This is a genomic window from Streptomyces sp. 142MFCol3.1 (assembly GCF_000424945.1).
Lineage (GTDB): Bacteria > Actinomycetota > Actinomycetes > Streptomycetales > Streptomycetaceae > Streptomyces > Streptomyces siamensis.
The window spans coordinates 1-25909 of record NZ_AUKV01000050.1 but is presented as its reverse complement, the minus strand read 5'-3'; the positions used below and the strand labels follow the sequence as shown (position 1 = coordinate 25909).

18 protein-coding genes, 1 pseudogene and 1 riboswitch are annotated in these 25909 nt (G+C 72.2%); of the genes and pseudogenes, 9 read left to right on the top strand and 10 right to left on the bottom strand.

What is annotated here, in order from left to right; translation table 11 throughout:
• Positions 1 to 152: 152 nt before the first annotated feature.
• The 3 genes from H305_RS0140545 to H305_RS0140535 form a co-directional block, all read right to left on the bottom strand.
• Positions 153 to 1280, bottom strand: coding sequence for a VWA domain-containing protein (locus tag H305_RS0140545; RefSeq protein ID WP_051371508.1), 1128 nt, complete (start codon positions 1278 to 1280; stop codon positions 153 to 155).
• A gap of 131 nt (positions 1281 to 1411) precedes the next feature.
• Positions 1412 to 3937: a DUF5682 family protein gene (locus H305_RS0140540; RefSeq protein ID WP_028805498.1), complete on the bottom strand. Its 2526-nt coding sequence runs from the start codon at positions 3935 to 3937 to the stop codon at positions 1412 to 1414.
• A complete protein-coding gene (locus H305_RS0140535) occupies positions 3934 to 5088 on the bottom strand; it encodes an ATP-binding protein (protein WP_028805497.1) in 1155 nt (384 codons plus the stop codon). Before H305_RS0140535 ends, H305_RS0140540 begins: the two co-directional genes overlap by 4 nt.
• A 133-nt stretch (positions 5089 to 5221) precedes the next feature.
• Here H305_RS0140535 and H305_RS0140530 point away from each other — a divergent pair, with 133 nt between their 5' ends.
• Together H305_RS0140530 and H305_RS0140525 are read left to right on the top strand one after the other, a co-directional pair.
• The gene (locus tag H305_RS0140530; protein WP_037766929.1) at positions 5222 to 6577 is read left to right on the top strand and encodes an SWIM zinc finger family protein; all 1356 of its coding nucleotides are present in this window, start codon (positions 5222 to 5224) and stop codon (positions 6575 to 6577) included.
• A 62-nt stretch (positions 6578 to 6639) separates the two neighbouring features.
• Complete coding sequence (locus H305_RS0140525) at positions 6640 to 8262, top strand: DUF5691 domain-containing protein (RefSeq protein WP_028805495.1); 1623 nt, start codon at positions 6640 to 6642, stop codon at positions 8260 to 8262.
• Positions 8263 to 9294: 1032 nt separating this feature from the next.
• On the opposite strand, the gene H305_RS0140520 is transcribed toward H305_RS0140525, so the two are convergent.
• Positions 9295 to 9711: a cobalamin B12-binding domain-containing protein gene (locus H305_RS0140520; RefSeq protein WP_028805494.1), complete on the bottom strand. Its 417-nt coding sequence runs from the start codon at positions 9709 to 9711 to the stop codon at positions 9295 to 9297.
• 641 nt (positions 9712 to 10352) lie between these two features.
• Here H305_RS0140520 and H305_RS0140515 point away from each other — a divergent pair.
• Both H305_RS0140515 and H305_RS0140510 read left to right on the top strand, forming a co-directional pair.
• Positions 10353 to 11213 carry an esterase/lipase family protein gene (locus H305_RS0140515; RefSeq protein ID WP_028805493.1) on the top strand — a complete coding sequence of 287 codons (861 nt, stop codon included), beginning with the start codon at positions 10353 to 10355 and terminating at the stop codon, positions 11211 to 11213.
• Positions 11214 to 11548: 335 nt separating this feature from the next.
• Positions 11549 to 13144 carry a M23 family metallopeptidase gene (locus H305_RS0140510; RefSeq protein ID WP_028805492.1) on the top strand — a complete coding sequence of 532 codons (1596 nt, stop codon included), beginning with the start codon at positions 11549 to 11551 and terminating at the stop codon, positions 13142 to 13144.
• A 208-nt stretch (positions 13145 to 13352) separates the two neighbouring features.
• On the opposite strand, the gene pcrA is transcribed toward H305_RS0140510, so the two are convergent.
• Positions 13353 to 15803 (bottom strand): DNA helicase PcrA, encoded by a 2451-nt coding sequence (gene pcrA / locus H305_RS0140505; RefSeq protein ID WP_028805491.1) that lies wholly within the window; start codon positions 15801 to 15803, stop codon positions 13353 to 13355.
• A gap of 587 nt (positions 15804 to 16390) precedes the next feature.
• A riboswitch (cyclic di-AMP (ydaO/yuaA leader) is annotated at positions 16391 to 16563 on the top strand.
• A gap of 7 nt (positions 16564 to 16570) precedes the next feature.
• On the opposite strand from pcrA, the gene H305_RS0140500 reads away from it, so the two are divergent.
• Both H305_RS0140500 and H305_RS0140495 read left to right on the top strand, forming a co-directional pair.
• The gene (locus H305_RS0140500; RefSeq protein ID WP_028805490.1) at positions 16571 to 17755 is read left to right on the top strand and encodes a C40 family peptidase; all 1185 of its coding nucleotides are present in this window, start codon (positions 16571 to 16573) and stop codon (positions 17753 to 17755) included.
• 110 nt (positions 17756 to 17865) lie between these two features.
• Complete coding sequence (locus H305_RS0140495) at positions 17866 to 18828, top strand: tellurite resistance/C4-dicarboxylate transporter family protein (RefSeq protein ID WP_028805489.1); 963 nt, start codon at positions 17866 to 17868, stop codon at positions 18826 to 18828.
• Between the two features lie 77 nt (positions 18829 to 18905).
• On the opposite strand, the gene H305_RS0140490 is transcribed toward H305_RS0140495, so the two are convergent.
• Positions 18906 to 19259 (bottom strand): hypothetical protein, encoded by a 354-nt coding sequence (locus H305_RS0140490; RefSeq protein WP_028805488.1) that lies wholly within the window; start codon positions 19257 to 19259, stop codon positions 18906 to 18908.
• 398 nt (positions 19260 to 19657) lie between these two features.
• Between H305_RS0140490 and H305_RS0140485 the strand changes: the two genes are divergently transcribed.
• Positions 19658 to 20719, top strand: a complete 1062-nt coding sequence (locus H305_RS0140485; RefSeq protein WP_028805487.1) for a C40 family peptidase — start codon at positions 19658 to 19660, stop codon at positions 20717 to 20719.
• Between the two features lie 25 nt (positions 20720 to 20744).
• Here the strand turns inward: H305_RS0140485 and H305_RS55455 are convergent.
• From H305_RS55455 to H305_RS0140475, 3 genes and pseudogenes are all read right to left on the bottom strand, one after another.
• Positions 20745 to 20981, bottom strand: a pseudogene (locus tag H305_RS55455) (PLP-dependent aminotransferase family protein); the annotation flags it as partial.
• Positions 20982 to 21148: 167 nt separating this feature from the next.
• Positions 21149 to 21901 (bottom strand): LuxR C-terminal-related transcriptional regulator, encoded by a 753-nt coding sequence (locus tag H305_RS0140480; protein ID WP_028805486.1) that lies wholly within the window; start codon positions 21899 to 21901, stop codon positions 21149 to 21151.
• A complete protein-coding gene (locus H305_RS0140475) occupies positions 21898 to 23223 on the bottom strand; it encodes an ATP-binding protein (protein WP_028805485.1) in 1326 nt (441 codons plus the stop codon). Before H305_RS0140475 ends, H305_RS0140480 begins: the two co-directional genes overlap by 4 nt.
• Before the next feature lie 141 nt (positions 23224 to 23364).
• On the opposite strand from H305_RS0140475, the gene H305_RS0140470 reads away from it, so the two are divergent.
• Positions 23365 to 24744: a PspC domain-containing protein gene (locus H305_RS0140470; RefSeq protein ID WP_028805484.1), complete on the top strand. Its 1380-nt coding sequence runs from the start codon at positions 23365 to 23367 to the stop codon at positions 24742 to 24744.
• Entirely contained in the window at positions 24731 to 24937 is a 207-nt protein-coding gene (locus H305_RS0140465) for a hypothetical protein (RefSeq protein ID WP_028805483.1), read from the top strand. The genes H305_RS0140470 and H305_RS0140465 overlap by 14 nt, the downstream gene beginning before the upstream one ends.
• Here the strand turns inward: H305_RS0140465 and H305_RS0140460 are convergent.
• Positions 24934 to 25464, bottom strand: a complete 531-nt coding sequence (locus H305_RS0140460) for a DoxX family protein (protein WP_028805482.1) — start codon at positions 25462 to 25464, stop codon at positions 24934 to 24936. The genes H305_RS0140465 and H305_RS0140460 overlap by 4 nt on opposite strands.
• Positions 25465 to 25909: the final 445 nt, after the last annotated feature.

Genomic DNA, 25909 nt, shown 5'->3' with positions numbered 1-25909 from the left:
CAGCACGGCTGACAGGGGCAAGAGGGGGAAGGTCCTCCCGTGCGAAGGGAAAGAAGGTGGCACTGAGCCGCGTCGATCCTTGCACGGGACTCCCGAGGTTGCGCAAGTCCCCTGTTACCGATGGGTACTCATGTCTGGATTTTCCATTCCGCTCATCTGGTGTCCGGTATCGGCAGGGGCCGCTTCTCGATCGCAGCCGCCATGACCTCGGGGAACAGGTCGGGCGTGCAGGCGAACGCCGGTGCGTCGAGCGCCGCGAGCGCCGCCGCGTGCTCGCGGTCGTACGCGGGCGCGCCTTCGTCGGACAGCGCGAGCAGCGTCACGAACTGCACTCCGGACGCCTTCATCGCCGCGACCCGTTTCAGCATCTCGTTGCGTATGCCGCCTTCGTAGAGGTCGCTGATGAGGACGACCACCGTGTCGGCGGGCCTGGTGATCTGGGACTGGCAGTACGCGAGGGCCCTGTTGATGTCCGTGCCGCCGCCGAGCTGGGTCCCGAAGAGGACGTCCACCGGGTCGTCGAGCTGGTCGGTGAGGTCGACGACGGCGGTGTCGAAGACGACGAGGCGGGTGGCGATGGACCTCATCGACGCGAGGACGGCACCGAACACGGAGGCGTACACGACGGAGGCCGCCATCGAGCCCGACTGGTCGATGCAGAGGACGACCTCCTTCTTCACGGACTGCGAGGCGCGGCCGTACCCGATGAGCCGCTCGGGCACGATCGTGCGGTACTCGGGCAGATAGTGCTTGAGGTTGGCCGCGATCGTGCGGTTCCAGTCGATGTCGTGGTGACGCGGCCTGCTGATCCGGGCGCTGCGGTCGAGAGCTCCGGTGAGGGTCGCCCGCGTACGGGTGGCGAGCCGCTTCTCCAGGTCCTCGACCACCTTGCGCACGACGGCCCGTGCCGTCTCCTTGGTCGTCTCCGGCATGGCCTTGTTCAGGGAGAGCAGGGTGCCCACCAGGTGCACGTCGGCCTCCACGGCCTCCAGCATCTCGGGCTCCAGCAACAGCGTGGAGAGCCCCAGCCGGTCGATGGCGTCGCGCTGCATGACCTGCACGACGGAGGACGGGAAGTACGTCCGGATGTCGCCGAGCCAGCGCGCGACCGACGGCGCGGACACCCCCAGCCCCGCCGAACGCGACCGCCCCGACTGCGCCTGATTCCCCTTCCCGTACAGCGCGCCGAGCGCTCCGTCCATCGCCGCGTCCTGGCCGGTGAGCGCGCATCCGGTGCCGTCCGCCTCGTCACCCCCGAGCACGAGCCGCCAGCGCCGCATCCGCTCACCCGCCGCGTCGGTCACCTCAGCCGGACCGGGGACGGCGGCGATGCCGCGTGCAGCGGTGCCGGCCCCGGTGGGGGTGGGGGTGGTGGTCGTGCCCGGCGTGCCGGGCGTGTTCAACGGTGCGGTCATCGGGCCGCCTCCACAAGGTCGTCCAGGTCGGTCACGTCATCGGATTCGTCCAGCCCGAGCAGCAGGCTCAGCACCGGCAGCACGGCGTCCGCGCGCCCGATGTCGAGACCGGGCGCGAACCCTGGCATCCCGGAGGCGGTGTCCTCTGTGCTCCCCGCCGCACGCGGGCCGCGCCGGAGCAGTTCGCCCAGCGTTCTGCGCACTCCGGCCTCGTACGCCGAGAACGTCCGCCGCAGGAGCGGCAGTACGTCCGTGAACGCCTCCGCCGGCACACCGGTCAGCCACGCGTCCACCAGCCCGAGCAGCCGCTCGTCGTGCACGAGCAGCATCCCGCCCCCGGAGCCGCCTCCGACGAAGCCCTCGATCCACGCGGCCGCGTCCCCTGGGGCCGTCCCCGGCGACAGCACGAGCCCCATCAGCCGGGCGGCCTCGTCCTGCGCCAACTCCCCGTCGTCCAGGAGCAGTCGAACGGTGCGCCCCCGGACCACTCCCGGCACCGTGTCGCGGGCGGTCAACACCCTCAGCACGGAGTGCCAACGGCGGCGTAGGCCGACGGACGGGTCAGCCCGGTCGGAGGACGGGGAGCCGGCCGGTGACGTCGTGAGCGTCTCCGCCAGCAGCCCCACCGCGCCGTGCACCGCGTCCACATGGCGCCGCATCTCCTCGGCGGCCTCCGCGTCGAGGGAAGCGCAGGCCGGCGGCAGTCCGACGAAGATCCGCTCGGCGAGCCCCTCGGCCACCCCCGTGAGGGCGCGGGTGTCCGTACCCCGCACGTCGCCGTACCGCAGGGAGCGGACGAGGGCGGGCAGTGCCTGTGCGAGATGGCCGACGTCCGCGTCGAGAGCGGCCCGGTCGGCGAGGACCCGCATCACGACGGGCAGCGCTTCGGGCAGTTCGGCGAGGAGGCAGCGCTCGGAGAGCGCCGTGACGTCCGCCAGCGAAGGCGCCGAGACGGCGTCCGCCTCGGCTCTGGCGGTGGCGGCGGCCACTACCGTCGTGCCCCACACGCCGGCCTCGGCGACCCGTACGGACAGCTCCGGCTCCCAGCGCAGCCGCCAGGTCTCCCGGAACGTGCCGGTGCTGCCGCGTGACGCCGTGGGCTCACCCCACGACACGCCCAGGAGCCGCAGACGGTGCAGCAGTCTGCTGCGCCCGGCGTCGGTCTCCTTGCGCAGGTCCAGCTCCAACTCCCGCTCCAGCGCCTCCGGTTTCATCCGCAACCGCCGCTGGAGTCGTGCAAGGTCGCGCTGCAACGGCACGGCCGGCGCCGATTCCGGCACCTCCCCGAGCACGTCGCCGACCACCAGCCGGTCCCGCACGAGCGACAGCGGGACGTCCGAGCCCTCGCACATCACGGCCCGTACCGCATCGGTGGTCTCGGTGAGGCCCGGCAGGGGGCGGCCACGCATCGCGGCGAGCGTGTCGGCCAGCCGCACCGCCTCGATCACGTGGGCGGAGGAAACCCCCTGGTCCTCCTCGCGCAGCAGCCGGGCCACCTTGGTCATCCACCGCTCGACCGGGCGGTCCGGGGCGCTGAACAGATGCCCGTACCAGCCCGGGGAGTCGATGCCCGCGCCGTACCCGCTGACGCGGGAGAGCCGGCGGTGCGTCCACGGCACCCACGTCAGGTCGGGCTTGACCTTGGGCAGGCCCTTGAGCAGCGCCCGGTCGGCACCGACCGTGGTCTTCCGGCGCAGCGCGGGCACGTGCCAGGCGCCGCACACGACGGCCACGTCGTCCCCGCACTCGCGCTGGGCCGCCCGGATCTGGAGTCGCATGTACGCCTCGCGCACCAGGTCCCGGTCGTGCCCGCCGACCCCGTACGCCTCCCGGAGCGCACCCATCGCCTCTTCGAGCACGGCGAACGGAGAGAACGGGTCTCCCTGCGCGCCCGCCCGGTGCTCGACGACGTCCTCCCACCAGCGCTCGGGGTCGTCATAGCCCGCGGTCTCGGCGAGGACGGCCAAGGGGTCGATCCGCACGGCCGCCTCGGTCACCTCTGCCGCGGGGGACGACTCCTTGTCGCGGTCCTGCCCCTCACCGTCGCCCCTCCGCTCCTCCTCGCCGCTCTCCTTCTCCTCTCTTTTCTCCCCCTCTTTCTGTTCCTCCTCCTTCTGTTCCTCTCTTCTCCCTTCCTGCTGCTCCTCTTGCTTCTCCTGCGGAGAGTCCCCGTCTCCCCATGCCAGCGTGTGGGCTGCCGGAAGGTCGATGAAGCGGGCCGGGACTCCGTGGTCCAGGGCCCATCGGATCGCCACCCACTCCGGTGAGAACTCGGCCAGCGGCCAGAAGGCCGAGCGGCCGGGCTCGTCCACGACATGGGCCAGGAGGGCGACGGGGGGCCGCATGTCCTCGTCGGCGGCGAGCGGAACGAGCGCGTCCGCCTCCGGGGGCCCCTCGATCAGCACGACCCGGGGTGCCGCCGCGTCCAGCGCTGCGCGCACGGCTCGCGCGGAACCAGGTCCGTGGTGCCGCACGCCGAGCAGCAGCGGCCCCCGCTCCCGCTCGCTCCGGGCTCCGCTCATGCGCTCACCTCGCGGCAGGCCCGGTAGAAGTCCTTCCAGCCGTCCCGCTCACGAACGACCGCCTCCAGATACTCCTGCCAGATGACTCGGTCGGCCGCCGGGTCCCGGACGACGGCGCCGAGGATGCCGGCCGCGACGTCGCCCGCCCGCAGGACGCCGTCCCCGAAGTGGGCGGCCAGGGCGAGGCCGTTGGTGACGACGGAGATCGCCTCGGCGGTGGACAGCGTGCCGCTGGGCGACTTCAGCTTCGTGCGCCCGTCGGCCGTGACCCCGTCGCGCAGCTCGCGGAAGACGGTGACGACGCGACGGATCTCGTCGATGCCGTCGGGCACGGCGGGCAGGTCGAGGGAGCGGCCGATCTGCTCGACTCTGCGCGAGACGATGTCGACCTCCGCGTCGGCGCTCTCCGGCAGCGGCAGTACCACCGTGTTGAACCGGCGGCGCAGCGCGCTCGACAGTTCATTGACCCCGCGGTCGCGGTCGTTGGCCGTGGCGATCAGGTTGAACCCGCGGACCGCCTGCACCTCCTGGCCCAACTCCGGGATGGGCAGGGTCTTCTCGGACAGGATCGTGATCAGCGTGTCCTGCACGTCGGCGGGGATGCGGGTCAGCTCCTCCACGCGGGCCGTCATGCCCTCGGCCATGGCCCGCATGACCGGGCTGGGCACGAGAGCGTCGCGGCTCGGGCCGTGCGCGAGCAGCTGCGCGTAGTTCCAGCCGTACCGGATCGCTTCCTCCGGCGTCCCCGCCGTGCCCTGGACGAGCAGCGTCGAGTCTCCGCTGACGGCGGCGGCCAGGTGCTCGGACACCCAGGTCTTGGCCGTGCCCGGCACGCCGAGCAGGAGCAGGGCGCGGTCGGTGGCGAGCGTGGTGACGGCGACCTCGACGATACGGCGCGGCCCCACGTACTTCGGCGTGATCACCGTGCCGTCCGGCAGGGCGCCGCCCAGCAGATAGGTCGCCACGGCCCACGGTGACAGCCGCCAGCGGGCCGGGCGCGGGCGGTCGTCCTGCGCGGCCAGCGCGTCGAGTTCGGCCGCGAAGGCGTGCTCGGCGTGCGGTCGCAGCTCCTCGGCCGCCCCCTCGGCAGTGGCTCCCGCGAACTCTTCCGCGGGCGCCTCGGCGGACGTCGGTTCAACGGACACGGACATGGCTCGGTCCCCCTCCAGCTCGGCCGGTTCGGATCTGGCTCCACCGTGCACCACGGCACTGACAATGCGCTCTGACCTGCATAAACAGCTTCACGAGGGCCGATTGTCAGTGGCGGGACCTACCTTCGATGGCATGACACAGCAGGGGGTGCGCTGGACGGCGGATCAGGTGCTGGCACTGGCGCCTGACGCCGCGTCACGCAAGGCGGGAAGCAAACTCGGCGCGGCCGGGCCGTGGTCCGAGGCGGGCAGTTCTGACGAGGGGACCGTGTGGGGACTGTGCAAGGGAAGTGGCAGCAAGCCGTATCAGACGGTCATCGACATCGCGGACTCCACCGGGCCCGCCTACAAGTGCAGTTGTCCGAGCCGGAAGTTCCCGTGCAAGCACGCACTGGGACTGCTGCTGCTCTGGGCGGGCGGCGACGGCACGATGCCGCATGCGCAGGCACCGGACTGGGCCGAGCAGTGGATAGAAGGACGAAGAGCGCGCTCGGAGAAGAAGAGGACGGCGGGCGGGGCATCTGGAGCGTCCTCGGCGGGTGATCCGGAAGCGGCGCGGCGCAGGGCGGAGCGGCGCGCCGAGCGGATCACGGCAGGTGCGGCCGAGTTGGAGCAGCGGCTGGCCGACCTGCTGCGCGGCGGCCTCGCCACGGCCGAGCAGGCGGGATACGGGATGTGGGAGGAGACTGCGGCCCGCATGGTCGACGCGCAGGCCCCCGGCCTGGCCGCGCGGGTACGGGAGTTGGGGGCGATCCCGTCGTCCGGTCCCGGCTGGCCCGTGCGTCTGCTGGAGGAGTGCGCGCTGCTGCACCTGCTCGATCAGGGCTGGCTGCGGCGCGAGCTGTTGCCGGACGACCTGGCCGCGACGGTCCGTTCGCGGGTCGGCCTGTCCGGCTCGGCGGACGGTCGGCCGGTGCGGGACCGCTGGCTGGTCCTCGCGCAGTACGACACGTCGGACGCCCGGCTCACGACGCGCAGGATCTGGCTGTACGGCGCGGAGTCCGGGCGTGCGGCCCTCCTCCTCTCTTATGGGGCGGCCGGCCGCGCACCCGAACTGGCGCTGCCCGTGGGGCTGGCCTTCGAGGCGGAGGTGTCCGCCTATCCGGGTGCCGGTCAGCTGCGGGCCGCGCTCGGCCAGCAGTTCACTCCTCCGGCGCCCGCGGCGATACGGCCGCCGGGCACGACCACGCTTCAGGCCGTCGAGCGCTACGGCGAAGCACTGCGGGCCGACCCGTGGCTGGACTCGTACCCGGTCACCCTGGACCGGGTCGTGCCCACCCCCGACGGCGAGACCTGGCAACTGGCGGACGCCGAGGGGGACTTGGCACTACCCCTCACTCAGTCCTCCCGTTCCCGTCCTGATCTCTGGCGTCTGGTCGCGCTGTCCGGCGGCGCGCCGGTCACGGTCTTCGGCGAATGCGGCCACCGCGGCTTCACCCCGCTGACGGCCTGGCCGGAGGGCTCCGGGGACGCGGTGCCCCTGTGCTGACGGCGCGGCCGGCCGACACCACCCGCACGGGCCCACACCTCATCCGTAGGGAAAGGACGCTCATGAACACGACCTCGGCCCCGGCGGGCGCGCCCGCCGGTGGCTCCTGGGAGGAGCTCGTCACCGTGGCGCTGCTCGGCACGGAGCGGCGTACGCCTCCGGGACTGCGGCCCGGCCGGGAGGCGCCGGTGGCATTGCTGGACGCCGCCGCCGTGGAGACGCTGCGGCGGCGGGCCGGCGTCCGCCCCGCGCGGGGCGCGACGCGACCGGAGCCGGCGGCACGGGATGCCAGGCCGTCGCTGCCGCCCGCGGCGGCCCGCAGACTGGCGATGCTGCTCGCGGACCGGCCGGGCACGGGAGGCGGGGGCCGCAGAGGGACGGCGCCGGACCTGATGGAGCTGCTGCCCCAGTGGCTCCAACTGGCCAACGCGCGCGGCTTCGCGGCACCCCCTCAGGCGTTGCCCGCGCTCCTGGACGCGGCCCGCGGCCGCACGGACCTGCGGCCGGCCGCCCTGGCCTTCGCCGGACCGCGGGCGGTGTGGCTGGCACGGCTGAACCCGGAGTGGCGGTTCGCGCTGCGCTCCGCGCCGGGCGGCGGTGCCGCGCTGCCGGGCCCGGCGGAGACCGCGCAGGTCGAGCGGCTGTGGCAGGAGGGACTGTTCGCGGAGCGGGTCGCGCTGCTCGCCGCGATACGTGCCCATGATGCCGATGCCGCACGGGAGTTGCTGACCACGACGTGGGCGACGGAGCGGGCGGAGGACCGGCTGATGTTCCTCGATTCGCTGCGGTCCGGGCTGTGCCCGGCCGACGAGCCCTTCCTCGAGCGGGCACTGGCGGACCGCAGCCGCAACGTACGGGCGACGGCCGCGGAGCTCCTGTCCGCGCTGCCCGATTCCGCGCTCGCGGCCCGGATGGCGGCACGAGCCGGTTCGTGCGTGGCCGTGGACCGTACACGGGACACGCCCACGATCGTCGTCGAGGCTCCGCACGAGTGCGACGCCGGCATGGAACGGGACGGAGTGGTGCCGAAGCCGCCCACCGGCCGGGGTGAACGGTCCTGGTGGCTGGGCCAGTTGGTCGAGGCGGCCCCGCTGCGCGTCTGGCAGGAGCGGCTCGGGGGGCGCACGCCGGAGGAGATCGTGGCGTTGCCCGTGGCGGACGACTGGCAGGGCGAGCTACACGCCGCCTGGTGCCGGGCGGCGGTGCGCCAGCGCGATCCCGGATGGTCCAGGGCGCTGCTGGGCGCGCCTGTCGCGCCGGAGGCCGGGGGGCCCGGGGCGGTCTCCCTGGCCGAGCGGTCGAAGCTGCTCGGCACGCTCTGCTCCGCGGAGCGCGCGGAGTGGGTGGCGGGATTCATCGGGACGCACGGGTTGTCGGAGGCGTTCCAGCTGCTGGGGGTGTGCGCGGTGCCCTGGGCGGGGCCCCTGGGGCGGGCGGTGGTGGACGCGCTCAACATCGCGCGGGACGCCGGGAGCTATCCGTGGAGCTTCAGCGGGGTGATGGGCCTCGCGGAGCGGTGCCTGGACCCGGCGGAGGCGGGGCGGCTCGAAGGGCTCACCTCCGTGCCCGACGAGTCGGAGAACGCGGCGCCGGGAGCCGGCAGCTACTGGGCCGAGGCGTTCCAGCGCCTCGTCACCACGTTGCGGTTGCGCGCGGCGATGGCCTCCGAGCTCGGGGGGCCGTGAGGCACTTCGCCCCACCGGCCCACGGTGAGGGACCGCGCCCAACCGGGCCGACTTCGGCGGCTTCTCACCGCCGGGCCTCTGTCGGGGAGCCTCGCCCCGCCCGGCCCACATCTGCGGTCTCACCCCACCGGCCCACGTCGGGGGGCTCACCCAGACCGGCCCACATCGGCAACCACGCCCCACCGACCCCACCTCGGGGGGGCTCACCCGGACCGGCCCACATCGGGGCAGCACCCGAACGGGCGCACGCACGGCACCCGGCCCACATCGGCAACCACGCCCCACCCGGCCCACCGGCCCGCGGTCCGGCCCACCCACGAAGCAGGCCAGGACCGGCCCGCACCCGGATGGGGGACGCGCACCGGCCCTCACCCACATCCGTGCGCCCGGGCCGGGCCCACCAGTCACCCCGGTCGCGCACATCGCCAGCCCGGGCCCCTGGATCCCTGGCACTAGCCCCCGGCCCCCGGCCCCCGGCCCCCGGCCAGCAACGAGCCCCGTGCGCCGCACGCACGGGGCTCGTCCCGGAAGCCGTAAGCCGGACAGGCTGCACCGCGGTCGGTCCGGCGGCTCGGGCGAACGCCACGGTCCGTCTCACCGCGCTGGACCACACGGCGCCGGACTCCCGCCGGTTGTTCCGAAACCCAGGGCCGGGGCGCCGCACGGCCTGCCCGACGGTGGGCGTCACAGGGCTCGCACCTCAGCCGACCACCCCGGGGCCCCGGCACTCGGGCACGGGCACTCGGACACGCGCACTCCGGCACTCCGGCACTCCGGCACTCCGGCACTCCGGCACTCCGGCACTCCGGCCAGGCTCAAGGCCCACCCGACCGCAGACGTCACAGGACATCACACGTAAGCCGACCACCCCAGCGCCCCAGCGCCCCGGCGCCCCGGCGCCCGCAGGCTCAATCCGCCCGAGGGCGACCACCGAGCGTCACACCCCGGCCGGCCGCCCGACAGACCGCCCGACGCCGCGAGCAAGCGCAGACGGACCCGAGCCGCATCCCGGACAAGGACGACCGCGGAGCGTCACGCCTCCGCCGGCTGCCTCACGTTGGCCCGCACCCACTCCACGATCGACGCGGTCGTCGCACCGGGGGTGAAGATCTCCGCGACGCCCTTCTCCTTGAGAGGGGCGATGTCCGCCTCGGGGATGATGCCGCCGCCGAAGACCTTGATGTCCTCCGCGTCGCGCTGCCTCAGGAGCTCGATCACGGCCGCGAAGAGCGTGTTGTGGGCACCGGAGAGGATGGAGAGGCCGATCGCGTCGGCGTCCTCCTGGATCGCGGTGTCCACGATCTGCTCAGGGGTCTGATGGAGCCCGGTGTAGATGACCTCCATGCCGGCGTCGCGCAGCGCCCGCGCGATCACCTTGGCCCCGCGATCGTGGCCGTCGAGCCCCGGCTTTGCCACGACCACGCGGATCGGACCGGCTGCCACACCCATCACTGCCTCCATGAACCGACTACATCAACCTGCACCGACACCAATTGTGACTGCCGACACATGGCCACCGACTACTGACTATTCACACATATCGCAGAATCCGTCGCTCACCACACCGGATGTGCCTCGCAGCCCGGGCGCCCCGGGGCCTACGGCCGGGTAAGTGAACGAACGTTATCGCCAGCATCCCGCACCCGGCAGTTTCGCGGTGGAGACCGAGGGGGAAATCACACACTGGGACAAGTTCGCCGCGCATCGCTCCGAATCCGGCGGCACCGGCGCCGCACGGATGTGCGGCACACAGGCCTCGGCCGGAGCTCTGCGCACAGGAGAGCCGCACAGGTGGCCTCGCCTCCACGGCGTCAGCGGGACACCGTGGCGATGAGGGCACCGAAGACGGTCCGACAGCAAGGAGCCAGGCCGGTACGAGAACCACGGGACGACGAGGACGGCTCCACGACACCGCCGCAGGGTCGCACCCACGGCGAGGAGTCCAATCACTTCCCCCGGCAGGGCGCCACGTAGCGTCACGGTGCACGGTGCACCGCGCACGCGCCGTCGGTCACCGCCGCCACCACGGCTCTCCATGAGGGCACACGGGGGACAGAGCGGTCCTGCCGCGTGCCGACTGGAGGTCGGCCATGAAGGTCACCAGGGCAGCGACGCCCTTTCTCCCCCTCTGTCAGCTGCTGTTTCCGAGCAGACTGGCCGGACTTTCAGTGAGCCTCCTGAAAGCGACGGCTCTGGAGATCGCGATCCTCGCCGGTCACCTCCTCCTCTACCCCTCCGGCATCGTCCAGGAGCGCCGCTCCGTTCCCGCGCTGCCCTCACCCGACACGGCACAGCTCCCTACCGAGGCCAAGCCCCCGGTCGTCCTGCTGCACGGCTTCATCGACAACCGCTCCGTCTTCGTCCTGCTGCGCCGCAATCTCGCCCAGCACGGCGGCCAGCATGTGGAGTCCCTCAACTACTCGCCACTGACGTGCGACATCCGCACCGCCGCGGGACTGCTCGGCCGGCACATCGAGGAGATCTGCGAGCGCACGGGCCATCCGCGGGTGGACATCGTCGGGCACAGCCTCGGCGGCCTGATCGCGCGGTACTACGCGCAGTGCCTCGGCGGCGACGCCCACGTCCGCACCCTCGTCACGCTCGGCACCCCGCACTCGGGCACCCGGGTCGCCCCGCTGATGAACGCGCACCCGATCGTGCGTCAGATGCGCCCCGGCTCCGAGGTGATCGAGGAACTGGCCATGCCCGCACCGGGCTGCCGGACCCAGTTCGTCAGCTTCTGGAGCGATCTGGACCATCTGATGGACCCGCTGGAGTCGGCCTGCGTCGACCACCCCGACCTGCTCGCGCACAACGTCCGCGTGAGCGGCGTCGGCCATCTCGCCCTGCCGGTGCACCCGGCCGTGGCGACCGGCATACGGCAGGCGCTCGACATGCAGGAGGCCGACATCCGGACGGCCACCCGGACGGGAGGCCTGACGGTCGCGTGACGACGGCCGGCGGTCGCGCGGCGGTGGGTGCTCACGTGGCCGCCGACGGCCGTCAGCGCGACGGCTGTTCGACGCGCTCGTCGCCCTCACTTCACGGTCGCCGGCACCCGCGGAAGGGCTCCACGGCACCCGTCGGACAGCCCCATGACACCCCTGGCGATTCGAACATTGATCGAACACCAGGCCAAGGTCGTGCCCACACTCCCCCGAAACACGGCCGAATGCCCGTTTCCCGAGAGCGGGAAACCTGACGAAGATTGTCGCGCCCGCGTACCGCCGGGTACAGTCGCCGCACTGCTCTGCCAGCCCCTGTTGTCGAGGCGAAAGAGAAGTTGGTGAACGACCGTCACCCGTCGGGGACCGTGATTCCCCCGACTCCGGCCTCCGATGCCGCCCCGGCGCTCGACGCGTCGTACGGCGCGCAGGAAGCCCAGTACGGCGACTTCACCACGTACGACGCCTACGCCGCCAACGGTTATGACGCGGGTGTCGGCGCGACCGGTTCCTATGCGACCGCGACCTTTGAGACCGACCCCCTCTTCGGGGACATGTCGGGCCAGGGCACGGGGTCCTACGACGCCACGCAGTGGAGCACCGGCAGCCACCAGACGCTGAACTACGACCCGTACGCGGTGCAGCACCAGGCGGCCTACGACACAGGCAGCTACGAGACGACGGCATGGGCGTCCGGCTACCAGCAGCTCGCCGACATCCCCGCGCAGCACCCGAGCCCGGAGGCGTCGGGCCAGTGGGACGCGGGTGCCTGGCTCCAGCCGGACCCGTCGGTCGACCACTCCCAGCAGTGGAGCGCGTCGGCCCAGGAAACGGGTGCGTACGACGCCACGCAGTGGAACACCGCCGGCGGCCACGACCCGTACGAGGCGTACGAGTATCCGCAGCAGGACGCCTACGAGCAGCAGCTCGCCCAGCAGGAGTCGTACGAGCAGCCGCACGGCCACACCGAGCCGTACGAGCAGCCCGAGGCGCACGCGTCCGTGCCCTTCGACCAGCAGGCGACCGCCACCTTCGAGCACGTCTCGTACGACCAACACGTCGAAGCGGACGACGAGTTCGAGTCCTTCACCGACGACGTGGACGCGCCGGCCGAGGACGGCGGCGACTACGAGGCGCCGCTGCTCGACGACATGGAGGAGGTCGTCCCGGCCCCCCGTGCCGCGTCGCGCTCGGGCTCCCGCTCCCGTCGCCGCAGCCCCGCGAAACGTTCCGCTCTGCTGACCGTCGCCGTTCCCTCGGCCTGCGTGATGGGCGTCGCCGGCATCGCCGCCGCCTCCGTGGGCAACCTCGGCGGGGACGACGTCAAGGACACCACGGCGAGCGCCCCGGACCCCACGGCCGTGAAGCCGTCCACCGCCAACAACAAGCTGGACACCCAGCTCCAGAGCCTGTCCGCGGGCGCGGACGACTTCGCCGACCGGGCCAGCCGCACGCAGGAACGTATCGACCTCAAGGCCCAGCAGGCGGCCGACAAGAAGAAGGCGGCGGAGGAAGCGGCCCGCAAGGAGCGGCTGCGTCCCAAGTTCGCGATCCCGGTGGCGCACAAGGGCCTCAGCGCCTACTTCGGCCAGGCGGGCATCAACTGGATGTCCGTGCACACGGGCATCGACTTCCCGGTCTCCTACGGCACGCCCGTGATGGCCGCGACCGACGGAACGGTCCGCACGCAGTGGAACAGCGCGTACGGGAACATGATGATCGTCACCGCGAAGGACGGCACGGAGACGTGGTACTGCCACCTCTCCACGTACAAGGTCGCTTCCGGCACCGCGGTGAAGGCCGGCGACCAGATCGCCTTCTCCGGTAACTCCGGCAACTCGACCGGCCCGCACCTGCACTTCGAGGTCCGGCCGGCCGGCGGTTCGGCGATCGACCCGCTGCCGTGGCTGCGCAGCCACGGACTCGACCCGACGTAACGACTCCGGGCCCACGCCGCTGTCCCGGCTCCACAACACCCTTGCCCCGGGCCGACCCTCGCTCTCTTCGGGCCCGGGCCCGCTTCCCCGAGACACGGCCGACGACGCCGCGAAGCCGTACGCCGGCGTGGGCGCTCTCCCTCTCAGGCGTCCCGCGGGCGGACCGGGCCCGCGGGCCTGTCGAGCGACAGGCCCCTCGGGCTCCGGGCTACAGCTTCTCCACCGGCGCGTACCGCAGCAGCAGCCGCTTCGGCTTCGCCTCGCCGAAGTCGACCGTCGCCTCGGCGTTCGCGCCCGTCCCCTTCACACCGACGACGGTGCCGAGGCCGAACTGGTCGTGCGTGACCCGGTCCCCGACGGCCAGCGAGACCACCGGCTTCTCCGAGATCCCACGCCGCGTCGCGAACCCGGACGCCCCCGAGGCCGCGGACCGCGAACGCGAGGACGACAGCGAGGCGGCGATCCCCGACGCCGGACCGGAGGACACGGGAGCCGTCGCCCCGGTGCGCTTCCAGTCCAGATGGGTGGCCGGGATCTCCTCCAGGAACCGGGACGGCGGGTTGTACGAGGGCTGGCCCCATGCGCTGCGCATCGACGACCGCGTGAGGTAGAGCCGTTCCCGCGCGCGCGTGATGCCGACGTAGGCCAGGCGCCGCTCCTCCTCCAGCTCCTTGACCTGTCCCAGCGCGCGCATGTGCGGGAACACGCCGTCCTCCATGCCGGTCAGGAAGACCACGGGGAATTCGAGGCCCTTGGCGGTGTGCAGGGTCATCAGGGTGATGACGCCGTTGCCGTCCTCCTCGTCCGGGATCTGGTCGGAGTCGGCGACGAGCGCGACCCGCTCCAGGAACTCGGAGAGGCCTCCCGCCGCCTCGCCCTCGCCGGACTCCTGCTCGAACTCCAGGGCCACGGCGGCGAGTTCCTGGAGGTTCTCGATCCGGGTCTCGTCCTGCGGGTCGGTCGAGGCCTGCAACTCGGCGAGGTAGCCGGTGCGTTCGAGGACCGCCTCCAGGACGGTGGCCGGACCGGCGCCCGACTCGACGATCGTCCTGAGGTCCTCCATCAGCGTGTTGAACCGCTTGACCGCGTTCGTCGAGCGGGCCGCCATGCCGTACGCCTCGTCCACGCGGCGCAGCGCCTGCGGGAAGCTGATCTTCTCGCGCTGCGACAGCGCGTCGATCATCGCTTCGGCGCGCTCACCGATGCCGCGCTTGGGAACGTTCAGGATGCGGCGCAGCGGGACCGAGTCCTCGGGGTTGGACAGCACCCTGAGGTACGCGAGGACGTCCCGGACCTCCTTGCGCTCGTAGAAGCGGACGCCGCCGACGACCTTGTAGGGCAGGCCGACTCGGATGAAGACCTCTTCGAAGACACGGGACTGCGCGTTGGTGCGGTAGAAGACGGCGACGTCGCCCGCCTTGGCCTCGCCCGCGTCGGTGAGACGGTCTATCTCGTCGGCGACGAACTGGGCCTCGTCGTGTTCCGTGTCGGCCACGTAGCCGGTGATGTTGGAACCGGCGCCCGCGTTGGTCCACAGATTCTTCGGGCGCCGTGATTCGTTGCGCTCGATGACCGCGTTGGCCGCGGTGAGGATCGTCTGGGTGGAGCGGTAGTTCTGTTCGAGCAGGATCGTCGTCGCGTCCGTGTAGTCCTCCTCGAACTGGAGGATGTTGCGGATGGTCGCGCCGCGGAAGGCGTAGATCGACTGGTCGGCGTCACCCACGACGCACAGCTCGCCGGGGTCGCTGTCGGCCGGCCCCACCAGCTCCTTGACCAGGGCGTACTGCGCGTGGTTGGTGTCCTGGTACTCGTCGACCATGACGTGGCGGAAGCGGCGGCGGTAGTGCTCGGCGACGTCCGGGAAGGCGCGCAGCAGATTGACCGTCGTCATGATCAGGTCGTCGAAGTCGAGCGCGTTGGCCTCGCGGAGGCGCGACTGGTAGAGCGCATAGGCCTGGGCGAGGGTCTTCTCGAAGCCGTCGGCGGCCTGGTTCGCGAAGTCCTCCTCGTCGATCAGCTCGTTCTTCAGGTTCGAGATCTTGGCGCTGAAGGACTTCGGCGGGAAGCGCTTGGGGTCGAGGTCCAGGTCGCGGCAGACCAGGGCCATCAGACGCTTGCTGTCGGCGGCGTCGTAGATCGAGAAGGAAGACGTGAAGCCGAGCTTCTTGCTCTCGCGGCGCAGGATGCGGACGCAGGCGCTGTGGAAGGTCATCACCCACATCGCGTTGGCGCGCGGGCCGACGAGCTGCTCGACGCGCTCCTTCATCTCGCCCGCGGCCTTGTTCGTGAAGGTGATCGCGAGGATCTGGCCGGGGTGGACGTGCCGCTCGGCCAGCAGATGGGCGATCCGGTGGGTGAGCACGCGGGTCTTGCCCGAGCCCGCGCCGGCCACGATGAGCAGCGGGGAGCCGGAGTGGACGACGGCGGCGCGCTGGTTCTCGTTCAGTCCGTCGAGCAGCGTCGCCGGGTCCAGGGCAGGGCGGTGCGCCCCGTCGCGGTAGTACGCGTCCCGGGCCGGGGGCAGGTCGAAGCGGCCGCCGAACAGGTCGTCCGGAATCGGCTCCGGCGCCTCGTCCTCGGGCGGCGGCGGGGGCTCTTCCTCGTGGGCCCCGGAGGGCTTGAGGTCCGCCAGGAAGCTGTCGTCAAAGAGGCTGCTCATCGCTCTCCGAGTCTAGGCCGCCCCACCGACAACAGGCCGCCGCCCCGGAAAGTCCGCCCCGATCGGGGTGCCCGTCCGTCTCCGCGGTGGCCCGTCGAAGCCGATGATCTTCCCTGGCCGGCCTAACACGAGCCCGGCCCCTCCCCGGTCCGCTCCCGGGCCCGCCGGCCTCATCCCCAGCCCGCCCGGCCCCGTGAGTGCCACACGCCGCCCGCGCGAACCCTGAGTGCCACACGCCGCCCGCGCGGCTCCGTGAGCCCCGTGCACCGCCCCTGGACCCCGCGAGCCCCGCGCCCTGCCCAAGCTCCGGCCCCGGCCCCGGCCCCGAAGGTCCCTCTCCGCAGTCTCCGCCGTGACCCGCATCACCCTCGAAGCCCCCGCGGCGCACTTCGTACCTCCGCCGGGACCCCTTGGCCTCCGTCACCCTCCAGAGCCTCCGGGCCACGATCGGTGAGAGTGACGCTTCTCATGGCCAAGGTCACGAAAATGTATCGGGCATATCGCACATCAACCTTCACAGCAGCCACACGAATTGGCTAGCGTGCCGCACAGGCCGCTCGACCCCCACCGGCGAACGTCGCCGGGCCGTGCGGCCTCCGCCGAATTCGGCCTGCCCTCGCGGCGGCCGGAACCGGGGACCCACCGACCTTGGGGTGAATCGGTCCAACTGCCCTGTGGGGCAAGGACCGTAGGGCAAACCTTCCGGATCCACCCGCCCGAACCCGACAGCTAACTCGGTAGGCGGATGACGGAAGGAGTCGCCTCTCTTGGCGTCGCACCGCAAATGGCGTCCCGCGGGTTCGCGTATGGCAGGCATACGTACCCCCGCCCTCGCCACGGCCGCCCTCACCTCCGTGGCCCTGCTCTCCCAGACGGCGAACGCGTCCCCCTCCGCCGAGCCCAGGCCGAGCCTCGAAGAAGTCGAGAAGAAGGTCAACGACCTCTACCACCAGGCCGAGACGGCCACCGAGAAGTACAACGCGACCAGGGAGAAGACGGCCAAGCAGCAGGAGCGCGTCGACACCCTGCGCGACGACGTCGCCAAGCGCACCGAGAAGCTCAACTCCGCGCGTGAGGAACTGGGCTCGTTCGCGGCCGCGCAGTACCGCACCGGGGCCGCCGCTCCCGACACCGCGACCCTCCTGCTCGCCGACGACCCGCAGGACTACTTCGACCAGACCCAGCTGATGAACCGTCTGACGACCCGCCAGAAGGCGGCCGTCGACGACTACGTCACCGAGCAGGCCGCCACCACGAAGAAGCGCACGGAGGCCGCCGAGAGCCTGGAGACGCTGTCCTCCTCGCAGGACGCGCTCAAGAAGTCCAAGGCCGACGTCCAGAGGAAGCTCGCCGAGGCGCGCGACCTGCTCTCGAAGCTGACCGCTGAGGAGAAGGCCCGGCTCGCCGCGATCGAGAAGAAGAAGCAGGAGGAGGCGGCGCGCAAGGCGGCGGAACTGGCGAAGCAGCAGGCCGCCGCCGAGGCCGCGAAGCAGGCCGCCGCGCAGGAGTCGTCGTCCGGCGACACCAGCACCGGCTCGACGGGTTCCACCGGCTCGACGACCACCGGCTCGACGACCACGGGCTCGTCGTCCACGACGAAGGCGGACACGGCGGTCGCCTTCGCCCGCGCCCAGATCGGCAAGCCGTACGTGTGGGGCGCCACCGGACCGGACTCGTACGACTGCTCGGGCCTCACGCAGGCCGCCTGGAAGGCCGCCGGGGTCTCGCTCCCGCGCGTCACCTACGACCAGGTGAACGCGGGCACGACCGTCTCCCTCTCCGACGCGCAGCCGGGTGACCTGGTGTTCTTCTACGACGACATCAGCCACGTCGGCCTCTACATCGGCAACGGCATGATGATCCACGCGCCGAAGCCGGGCGCGTACGTGCGCGAGGAGTCGATCTACTACGACGGCACGTCGGCGATCCACAGCGTGGTGCGCCCGGCGTAGGCCGTCCCGCGGACGGCGCTTCGTGGCGGCCACGCGCGCGGGGGGCATATCGGGCACCTCGCGCGCGTGCCCCACGGGCAACTCGCCCGTCGGTCCATAGCATCGTCCGCATGCCAGCCTTCTCCCAGCTCCGCGCCTGGTGGGCGGAGCACCCGCCCGCCGCCGGTGCCGCCGTGATGGCCACGGGCATCGTCTCGGTCGGGCTGCACATGGCCGACCACGAGACGCTGTCCCGTATCGCGCTGGTCCTGGCCTGCGTGGCCTGGGTCGGGCTCGCCGCGGACTTCGTCCTGCGGCTGCTGCGGGAACGGACACGCTGGGTGGGAGAGGCGTACACGCCGGCCGGGCTCACCGCCGTCGCGGCCACCACCGTGCTCGGGACGCGCCTGTCCGCCCTGGGCCGGCAGCTCGCCGCCGAGGCCCTGCTCGCCCTGTCGGCCGTGCTCTGGCCCGTGCTGCTGTGGTGCGTCGTACGGCACTGGAAGCACCGGATGCCGGGAGGCGTGTTCCTCGTGTGCGTGGCCACACAGGGGCTCGCGGTACTGGCCGCCACGCTCGCCGCGGCCGTCGGCCCGGCATGGCTCGCGCACACCGCGCTGGTGCTGTTCTGGCTCGGACTCGTGCTGTACGGGGCGGCGTACGCGCACTTCGACATCCGCGAGGTGGCGCGGGGGGCCGGGGACCAGTGGGTGGCGGGCGGCGCGCTCGCCATCTCGGCGCTGGCCGGGGCCAAGCTCGTCGCGGCGCACCACGTGGACACGTACCTGTGGAACGACGACGACCAGAGCGTCCTGCGCACCGTGACCGTCGCCGTGCTCGTCCTCGCGGTCGCCTGGTACTGCGTCCTCGTCGTCTCGGAGCTGATCTGGCCGCGCCCGCATTACGACGTACGACGCTGGTCGACGGTCTTCCCGTTGGGGATGACGGCGGTGGCCACCATGACCGTGTCGTCCGCGTTCGGCTACCCCTGGCTCAGGGGATGGGGGGACGCGCTGCTGTGGGTCTCGGTGGCGGCTTGGCTGGCCGCCGTGGTGGGGGCCGCCCGGTCCGCGGCGGCGTTCGAGCGGGTGTGAGCGGACGGCGGACGCCCTTCCGCCGCGCTCAGGCCTTCGCCGCGTCGGGCATCTGCCCTGCCGAGGTCGGCGCGCGCTCAGGTCCAGAGGACGGCGATGAAGATGTTGGCGGTCGTCAGCAGGCCGACGAGCCCGAACAGGCGCTTGTCCACCTGCTCGTCGTCCCGCTTCACGTAGACCAGCCCCAGGATCACGATCAGCAGGGCCAGCTTCACGCCGATCTTGATGTTGTTGACCGGGTTGTCGTCGGCCTGGTTGAGGCCGACCAGCACGACACCGGTGACCAGCATGGTCAGCGCGCCGTGCAGCATCGCGGGGACGAAGCGGGCGGTGCCCCGGCCCATCGCCTTCATCTGGGTGAGGAAGCCACCGAGGAGCGAGGCGATGCCGATGATGTGCAGGCCGACGAAGAGATGGATGAGTACGTCCATGAGGCCTGAGCCTAATCGGACGCCTCTGTCCCGCTTCTCACCGGCCCACCCCGTGCATCCTCTAGCACCGGAGCACCGCCGGATGCCCCGGATTCGGCACTTCGGTCATTGCACCGCGTGAAGTCGGTGACGGGAGGCGGGGATCACGGCCGCATCCGGTCATCGGGCGCTCCAGTCCCGCCAGTTCCGTACATGCTGTTACCGACCCGTCACTCTCAGGTTTAGCGTCCTCCACCAGGTGACCGGCTCCCCATCGCCGTCCGGGCCAGGGACGGCCGTCGGCCACCTCCGCCGAGAAGGTCCGGCGGCGGCTCGTTCCCCCTGTGCGGGCCGCCGCCGGACGCTCCACCGCTTGACCGCGATCCCCTGAGCGGTCGTACGGAAGGATGTGGGACCTCGTGGCAGCGCACCGCAAGCCCAGACAGCGCTCGCTCGGCGGAAACACGGCCCGCACGGCAGCCACCATCGCTCTCGCCGGGGCGGCCACGGCGACCGGCTTCGACGGGACCGGACACGCCGAGCCGCAGCTGTCCCCCGCACAGGTGAAGGCCAAGGTCGACAAGTTGTACGAGGAGGCCGAGGTGGCCACCGAGAAGTACAACGGCGCCAAGGAGAAGGCCGACAAGGCGCAGAGCCGGCTCGACGAGCTGCGCGACGAGGTGGCGCGCAAGCAGGACCGTCTCAACTCGGCGCGTGACGCGCTCGGTTCGATGGCCGCGGCGCAGTACCGAAGCGGCGGCCTGGACCCGGCGCTGCAACTCGCGCTCTCCGACGATCCCGACCAGTACCTGGAGGCAGCCGCGTTCGCCGAACGGGCGGGCGGCCGGCAGGCCACGGCGGTGTCCCGGGTCCGCAAGCAACTGCGGGAGATCGAACGGCTGCGCGGCGCCGCGCACGTCGAGGTCGCCTCGCTCACGTCGCGGCAGGCCGAGCTGAAGCGGCACAAGAAGACCATCAACGGCAAGCTCGCCTCGGCGCGGCGGCTGCTGGGACAGCTCAGCGAGGAACAGCGCGCGGCGCTCGGGGATGCGGGAGGCGTCGGACACGCCTCGCGTTCCTCGGCCCGCGACCTGACACCCGTGACACCGTCCGGCTCGGTCAAGGCTCCCAACTCCCGTGCCGCGGCCGCCGTGTCGTACGCCTACGGAAAGCTCGGCAGCCCCTACGTCTGGGGCGCCACCGGCCCCGACGCCTTCGACTGCTCCGGCCTCGTCCAGGCCGCGTACCGCTCCGCGGGCATCTCGCTGCCCCGCACGACGTACACCCAGATCAACGCCGGCCAACGGGTCTCCCGCTCCGAACTCAGCCCCGGCGACCTCGTGTTCTTCTACTCGGGCATCAGCCACGTGGGCATCTACGTGGGCAACGGCCAGATGATCCACGCGCCGAATCCCACGGCGCCGGTGCGGCTCGCACCGGTCGACTCCATGCCGTTCGCGGGGGCCACGCGGGTGGCCTGAAGCCCGTGTGCCGCCGGTGTCGGCGGATGTCCCGCACCGCGGCGCCGATCGCCGCCGCACCGTCGGTGATGGCCGTGGCCGGGGAGGCGTCACAGCCGAGGAGCAGACCGGGCGGGCCGGGACGCAGGCGGTGCCAGGACAGGGGATGGACCTTGACGCCGCACACCAGGGCGGCGGCCAGTTCGGTGTCCGCGCACGCCGCCACCCCCTCCTCGAAGGTGATCAGGAGGTGCAGCCCCGCCGCCGCGCCGTGCACCACCGCGCCGCCGGGCTGACGACCCCCGCCGACTGGAATCGGGGCGGCGACCTCCGCCGCGCGGCTGCCGACGACGGCACCTTCCACCACACGTTCTTCAAGGCGGTCGCCGTGAACCCGGGGGCGCCCGGCCCGCTCGGCTGGGCGCCGCGGCGTCCTGGGCCTCGGCCCGGTCAGACCAGCCGGCGCGCCGTGGCCCAGCGGGTCAGCTCGTGCCGGTTCGACAGCTGGAGCTTCCTCAGCACCGCCGAGACATGGGACTCGACCGTCTTCACCGAGATGAAGAGCTGCTTGGCGATCTCCTTGTACGCGTAGCCGCGGGCGATGAGGCGCAGCACCTCGCGCTCGCGCTGGGTGAGGCGGTCCAGGTCCTCGTCGACGGGCGGGGCGTCGGTCGACGCGAACGCGTCCAGCACGAAGCCGGCCAGCCGCGGCGAGAAGACCGCGTCGCCGTCCTGCACCCGGAAGATCGAGTCGACGAGGTCGGTTCCCGTGATCGTCTTGGTGACGTACCCCCGGGCGCCGCCGCGGATCACCCCGATGACGTCCTCCGCTGCGTCCGACACGGACAGCGCGAGGAAACGCACCGGCTGCTCGGCGTCCGCCATCAACGGGGCGCAACGGCGCAGCACTTCGACACCGCCGCCGCCCGGCAGATGCACGTCGAGCAGCACGACCTCGGGCCGCGTGGCGGTGATCACGGTGACCGCCTGGTCGACGTCGGCGGCCTCGCCGACGACCTCGACGCCGGTGCGCTCGGTCTGCCCGATCTCGGCCTGCACGCCCGTACGGAACATGCGGTGATCGTCGACCAGCACGACGCGCACATGGCGCCCGGCCCCGGCCGCGGCCCCTGGGGACGCGGAGGCCGAAGGGGTCTCCTCAGCAGAACCGCCGGACTCCACAGGCCCGTTCGCGTCGCTCATGACGTCTTCTCCGCCCTCTCCATCTCCAGCTCGACCTCCGTGCCACCGTCGGGCACCGCGCGCAGTCGCGCCGTGCCGCCGTTGCGCTCCATGCGGCCGATGATCGATTCTCTGACGCCCATGCGGTCGGCGGGTATCGCGTCGAGGTCGAAGCCAGGACCGCGGTCGCGGACGGACACGAAGACCGTCCTGCCCTCGACTTCGGCGTAGACCTGTACGGCGCCGCCCTCGCCACCGTACTTGGCGGCGTTCACCATCGCTTCCCGCGCGGCCTGCATCTGTGCGCCGATCCGTTCGTCGAGCGGGCAGTCGCCGACGATGACGACCTCGATGGGAACGCCGTGCTTGTCCTCGACCTCGGCGGCATTGCGGCGCACCGCCTCCGCGAGGGTGTCGGGCTCCTCGGCCTCGTCCTTCCCGGTGCCCTCCGGCTTGTACAGCCAGGCGCGCAGGTCGCGCTCCTGGGCGCGGGCCAGTCGCCGCACCTCGTTGCCATTGTCCGCGTTGCGCTGGATCAGGGTCAGGGTGTGCAGCACGGAGTCGTGGACATGGGCGGCCACCTCGGCGCGCTCCTGGGCGCGGATGCGCATCAGACGCTCCTCGGAGAGGTCCTGCGTCATGCGGACGAGGTACGGGCCGGCGAGGAGCGCTATGCCGACCAGGACGGCCAGCGCCGCCTGGAGCACGGAGCCGAGGTGCGCGGCCGAGCCCTGCAGGACGAATATCCCGGACACGCCCGCGGTGACGAGCAGGACACCGGCCGCGGAGCGCAGCAGCGTGAGCGTGCGACGGCGGCGGCCGACCTCCACCCAGCGGGCCCGCCTGGCGTTGTCCGCCTGCCGCCAGACCAGGGCGACGCCCGCGCCGACGAGGACCGTCGGCCACAGATACGCCTTGGCTCCCCCGCCGAGGTTCACATTGCCGACGAAGATCATGGCCACGACGACCATGAGGAGCAGCGCGACGATCTGGCCCCGGTCCGGCTTGCGGGCCACGAGTCTGCGGCGGCCGTCCGGCGAGGTCTCGGTACTGAAGGACGGCGGGCGTCCGGAGCCGACCCCGCCGACACCGAGCGGCACGAAGAACCAGAACGCGGCATACAGCAGCGCTCCCAGCCCGTCCGCCATGAACAGTCCGACGAACACGAGCCGCACCCAGATCACGGGCAGCCCGAGATGCCCGGCGAGCCCTCGCGCCACGCCCCCGAGCCAGCGTCCGTCGCTGCTGCGGTAGAGCTTGCGCGGGGGCCGCGGGTCGTCGACGGGCGTCGCTGCGGCATCCGGCATGCCACCGATGTTCACACGCCCGGCGGACACGGGCATCAGGGTCCGCCCCGGATACACCCCTGATCTTCGGAAAACCGGCGCCACGCACCCTCCTCCACCCCCGTCAGGGCGGATATCAGGGTTGCGCCAGGGTCATCCCGGCTCCCCTCACCCCTCCCCGCCCGTCACCATGGACCCATGACAGATCAGCAGCACGCGGCGTCGGAGCCGGACCCCGGCCCCGACGGCCTCGGTGCCCCGCCCCCGGGCACCGGGCCGCGGGACGCCGTGCCACCCGCCGAGGGCGAGCCGCCGCACGCGCCCGCGGTCCCGCGCAAGTTCCGGCGCGACCGCCGGCACAAGATGCTGGGCGGGGTGTGCGCCGGTCTGGGCCGCCAGTGCGACATGGACCCGGTGATCTTCCGCGTCGTGCTCGCCGTGCTCTCCGCGACGGGCGGCATCGGTCTGATCTTCTACGGCTTCGTCTGGCTGTTCGTCCCGTACGACGACGATGACGAGAACGAGGTGCGCAAGCTCCTCACCGGCCGCGTGGACGGCCAGGCACTGGCCGCCGTGCTCTTCGCCCTGGTCGGCTGCGGCGTGCTGCTCTCCATGCTGAAGAACGGCAGCGTGCTCGCCTTCTCCGTCGTCCTCTCCCTCCTGCTGGCCGGCGCGGGCTACTGGTCGCAGCACCGCGGGGCCCCCGACCCCGACCCGCTCGCCGCCCAGGCCGTCGCCGACGCCCCGCCGGAGGCGCAGGCCCCGCCCGTGCCCGCGTCCTACCCGTCGTGGTGGCGCGACCCGATCGTCAAGGACGGGTCGCACGTGGGCGGCACCGGCTATCTGTGGGGGCCGAGCGACACCGGGGACCGGGACGTGGCGGCCGCGGTCTCCGTCGCCCGCGGCACCGCGCGCCCCCGTGTGCGCACAAGGGCCGAGCCGAAGCCGCGCGGTCCCCGCTGGATCGGCGGCTGGGTGTTCCTGCTCGCCCTCGTCGCCGGCGGTCTGGGCACGGGCCTCACCTGGGACGACCGGGCGCTCGGCACCAGTCTGCAGACCGGCCTGGCCTGCGCGCTGATCGTGTTCGGCCTGGGCATAGCCGTCAGCGCCTTCCTGGGGCGCACCGGCGCGGGGTCGATCTTCCTGGCCGTGGTCACGGCGGCCCTGCTGGCCGCGTCCGCGGCGCTCCCCAAGGACATCACCACGCAGTGGGTCCGGACGTACTGGACCCCCACGGCGGCGGCCGACGTCCGGGAGAACTACGACCTGGGCACCGGGGTGGGCACCCTCGACCTCACGCACCTGGACCTAGGCAAGGGTCAGACGGTGACGACGACCGCCGAGGTCGGCATCGGCCGGCTCAAGGTCGTCGTCCCCAAGGACGCGACCGTGAAGCTGAGCATCGACGTGGGCGTCGGGGACATCCAGTTGCCCGGCGAAGGCAAGAAGGACGTGGACGTGGAGCCGGGCAAGTCCAAGGAACTGACGCTGTCGCCCGCCGGCAAGGACGGCGGCACGGTGGACATCGACCTGCATGTCGGCATCGGACAGGCGGAGGTGGCCCGTGCTGCGTCATGAGTTCCAGCCGGGAAAGCTGGTCGCCGGAGTCTTCTTCACCCTCGCGGGCGTGATCTACGCCGGCGACGCGGGCGGCGCCTGGCAGACGCCGTGGTTCGTGGTCATCCCCGTGGTCACGGGCGGCCTCTGTCTGGCGGGGGCGGTGGCGGCCGTCACCCACGCCGTCCGCAGACGCCGCACCGAACGCGGCTAGCTGAGCCCCCCGGCGCGTTGCTCGCGCCGGGCCCGCAGGGCCGCGTCCACGGAGAAGTACGACGCGCCCGCGAGGACGAGGGGCAGCCAGGCCATCAGGTAGGCGAGGTCGTTGCCGTAGTAGTACGGGTCGGAGGCCCAACTGACCGTCAGCCACAGGCTCAGCGAGATCAGCGCTCCGCCCAGCGCGGCGAGGCGGGCCAGCAGGCCGATCAAGGTGCCGATCCCGACGGCCAGTTCGCCCAGGGCGATGGCGTAGCCGAAGCCGACGGGGTTCTTCAGGGCGAGGTCCACGAGGGCCGGGATGGCGGAGGAGTCCCGCGCGGAGCGCATGATGTCGCCGACCGAGCCGGAGCCGGCGCTCTGCATGAAGGCGCTGTCGGTGAGTTTGTCCAGGCCGGCGTAGATGAAGGTGACGCCGAGGAAGACGCGCAGCGGGAGGAGGGCGTAGCGGGTGGCCGTGTCCCGCCAGTCGCCTCGCCGGCCCGGGTAGGAGGTGTGAGTATCCATTCGCATACCGTGAGTCATCGCCGTTCGCCGCCTCTCACCCAGGTGCCGTTGCCCCTCAACAGACCATACGTATGACGATCGGCTCCCGCTCAATCCCCGCGCCGCCTTTTTCGCGCGTACGCGTTTCCCTTGCCGTCCGCCCGGGGGCAACCCCGCCCGCGTCTCCGCTGCCCCTGACCATGACGCCCCCGGAGCCGCCGTGGATCGGCCTGGACGGCCTCGTCCTCAAACGCCGGACCGGCTGAGGGGTGGCTCCCTGCCCTCAAGACGGGACGGGAACTACCGCCGGACGGGACCGGGAGCCGGCCTTGGACGACGGCCTGGGAGCCGCCGCCGGACGGCCTGGGAGCCGCCGCCGGACGGGCTGAAGAAGGGGCCGGACGGGCTGAAGGTGACCCCAGCCTCAGCGCGGCCTGCGGGAACCCGCGATGGACGCACCCGCAGTCGCCCTGTCACCGAAGGG

Coding starts and splice junctions, on each gene's coding strand:
- H305_RS0140460 (WP_028805482.1), bottom strand. CDS start 25,464: ATGACTCACGGTATGCGAATGGATACTCACACCTCCTACCCGGGCCGG.
- H305_RS0140540 (WP_028805498.1), bottom strand. CDS start 3,937: ATGAGCGGAGCCCGGAGCGAGCGGGAGCGGGGGCCGCTGCTGCTCGGC.
- H305_RS0140470 (WP_028805484.1), top strand. CDS start 23,365: ATGACAGATCAGCAGCACGCGGCGTCGGAGCCGGACCCCGGCCCCGAC.
- H305_RS0140515 (WP_028805493.1), top strand. CDS start 10,353: ATGAAGGTCACCAGGGCAGCGACGCCCTTTCTCCCCCTCTGTCAGCTG.
- H305_RS0140480 (WP_028805486.1), bottom strand. CDS start 21,901: ATGAGCGACGCGAACGGGCCTGTGGAGTCCGGCGGTTCTGCTGAGGAG.
- H305_RS0140495 (WP_028805489.1), top strand. CDS start 17,866: ATGCCAGCCTTCTCCCAGCTCCGCGCCTGGTGGGCGGAGCACCCGCCC.
- pcrA (WP_028805491.1), bottom strand. CDS start 15,803: ATGAGCAGCCTCTTTGACGACAGCTTCCTGGCGGACCTCAAGCCCTCC.
- H305_RS0140535 (WP_028805497.1), bottom strand. CDS start 5,088: ATGTCCGTGTCCGTTGAACCGACGTCCGCCGAGGCGCCCGCGGAAGAG.
- H305_RS0140530 (WP_037766929.1), top strand. CDS start 5,222: ATGACACAGCAGGGGGTGCGCTGGACGGCGGATCAGGTGCTGGCACTG.
- H305_RS0140520 (WP_028805494.1), bottom strand. CDS start 9,711: ATGGGTGTGGCAGCCGGTCCGATCCGCGTGGTCGTGGCAAAGCCGGGG.
- H305_RS0140545 (WP_051371508.1), bottom strand. CDS start 1,280: ATGCGGCGCTGGCGGCTCGTGCTCGGGGGTGACGAGGCGGACGGCACC.
- H305_RS0140525 (WP_028805495.1), top strand. CDS start 6,640: ATGAACACGACCTCGGCCCCGGCGGGCGCGCCCGCCGGTGGCTCCTGG.
- H305_RS0140490 (WP_028805488.1), bottom strand. CDS start 19,259: ATGGACGTACTCATCCATCTCTTCGTCGGCCTGCACATCATCGGCATC.
- H305_RS0140475 (WP_028805485.1), bottom strand. CDS start 23,223: ATGCCCGTGTCCGCCGGGCGTGTGAACATCGGTGGCATGCCGGATGCC.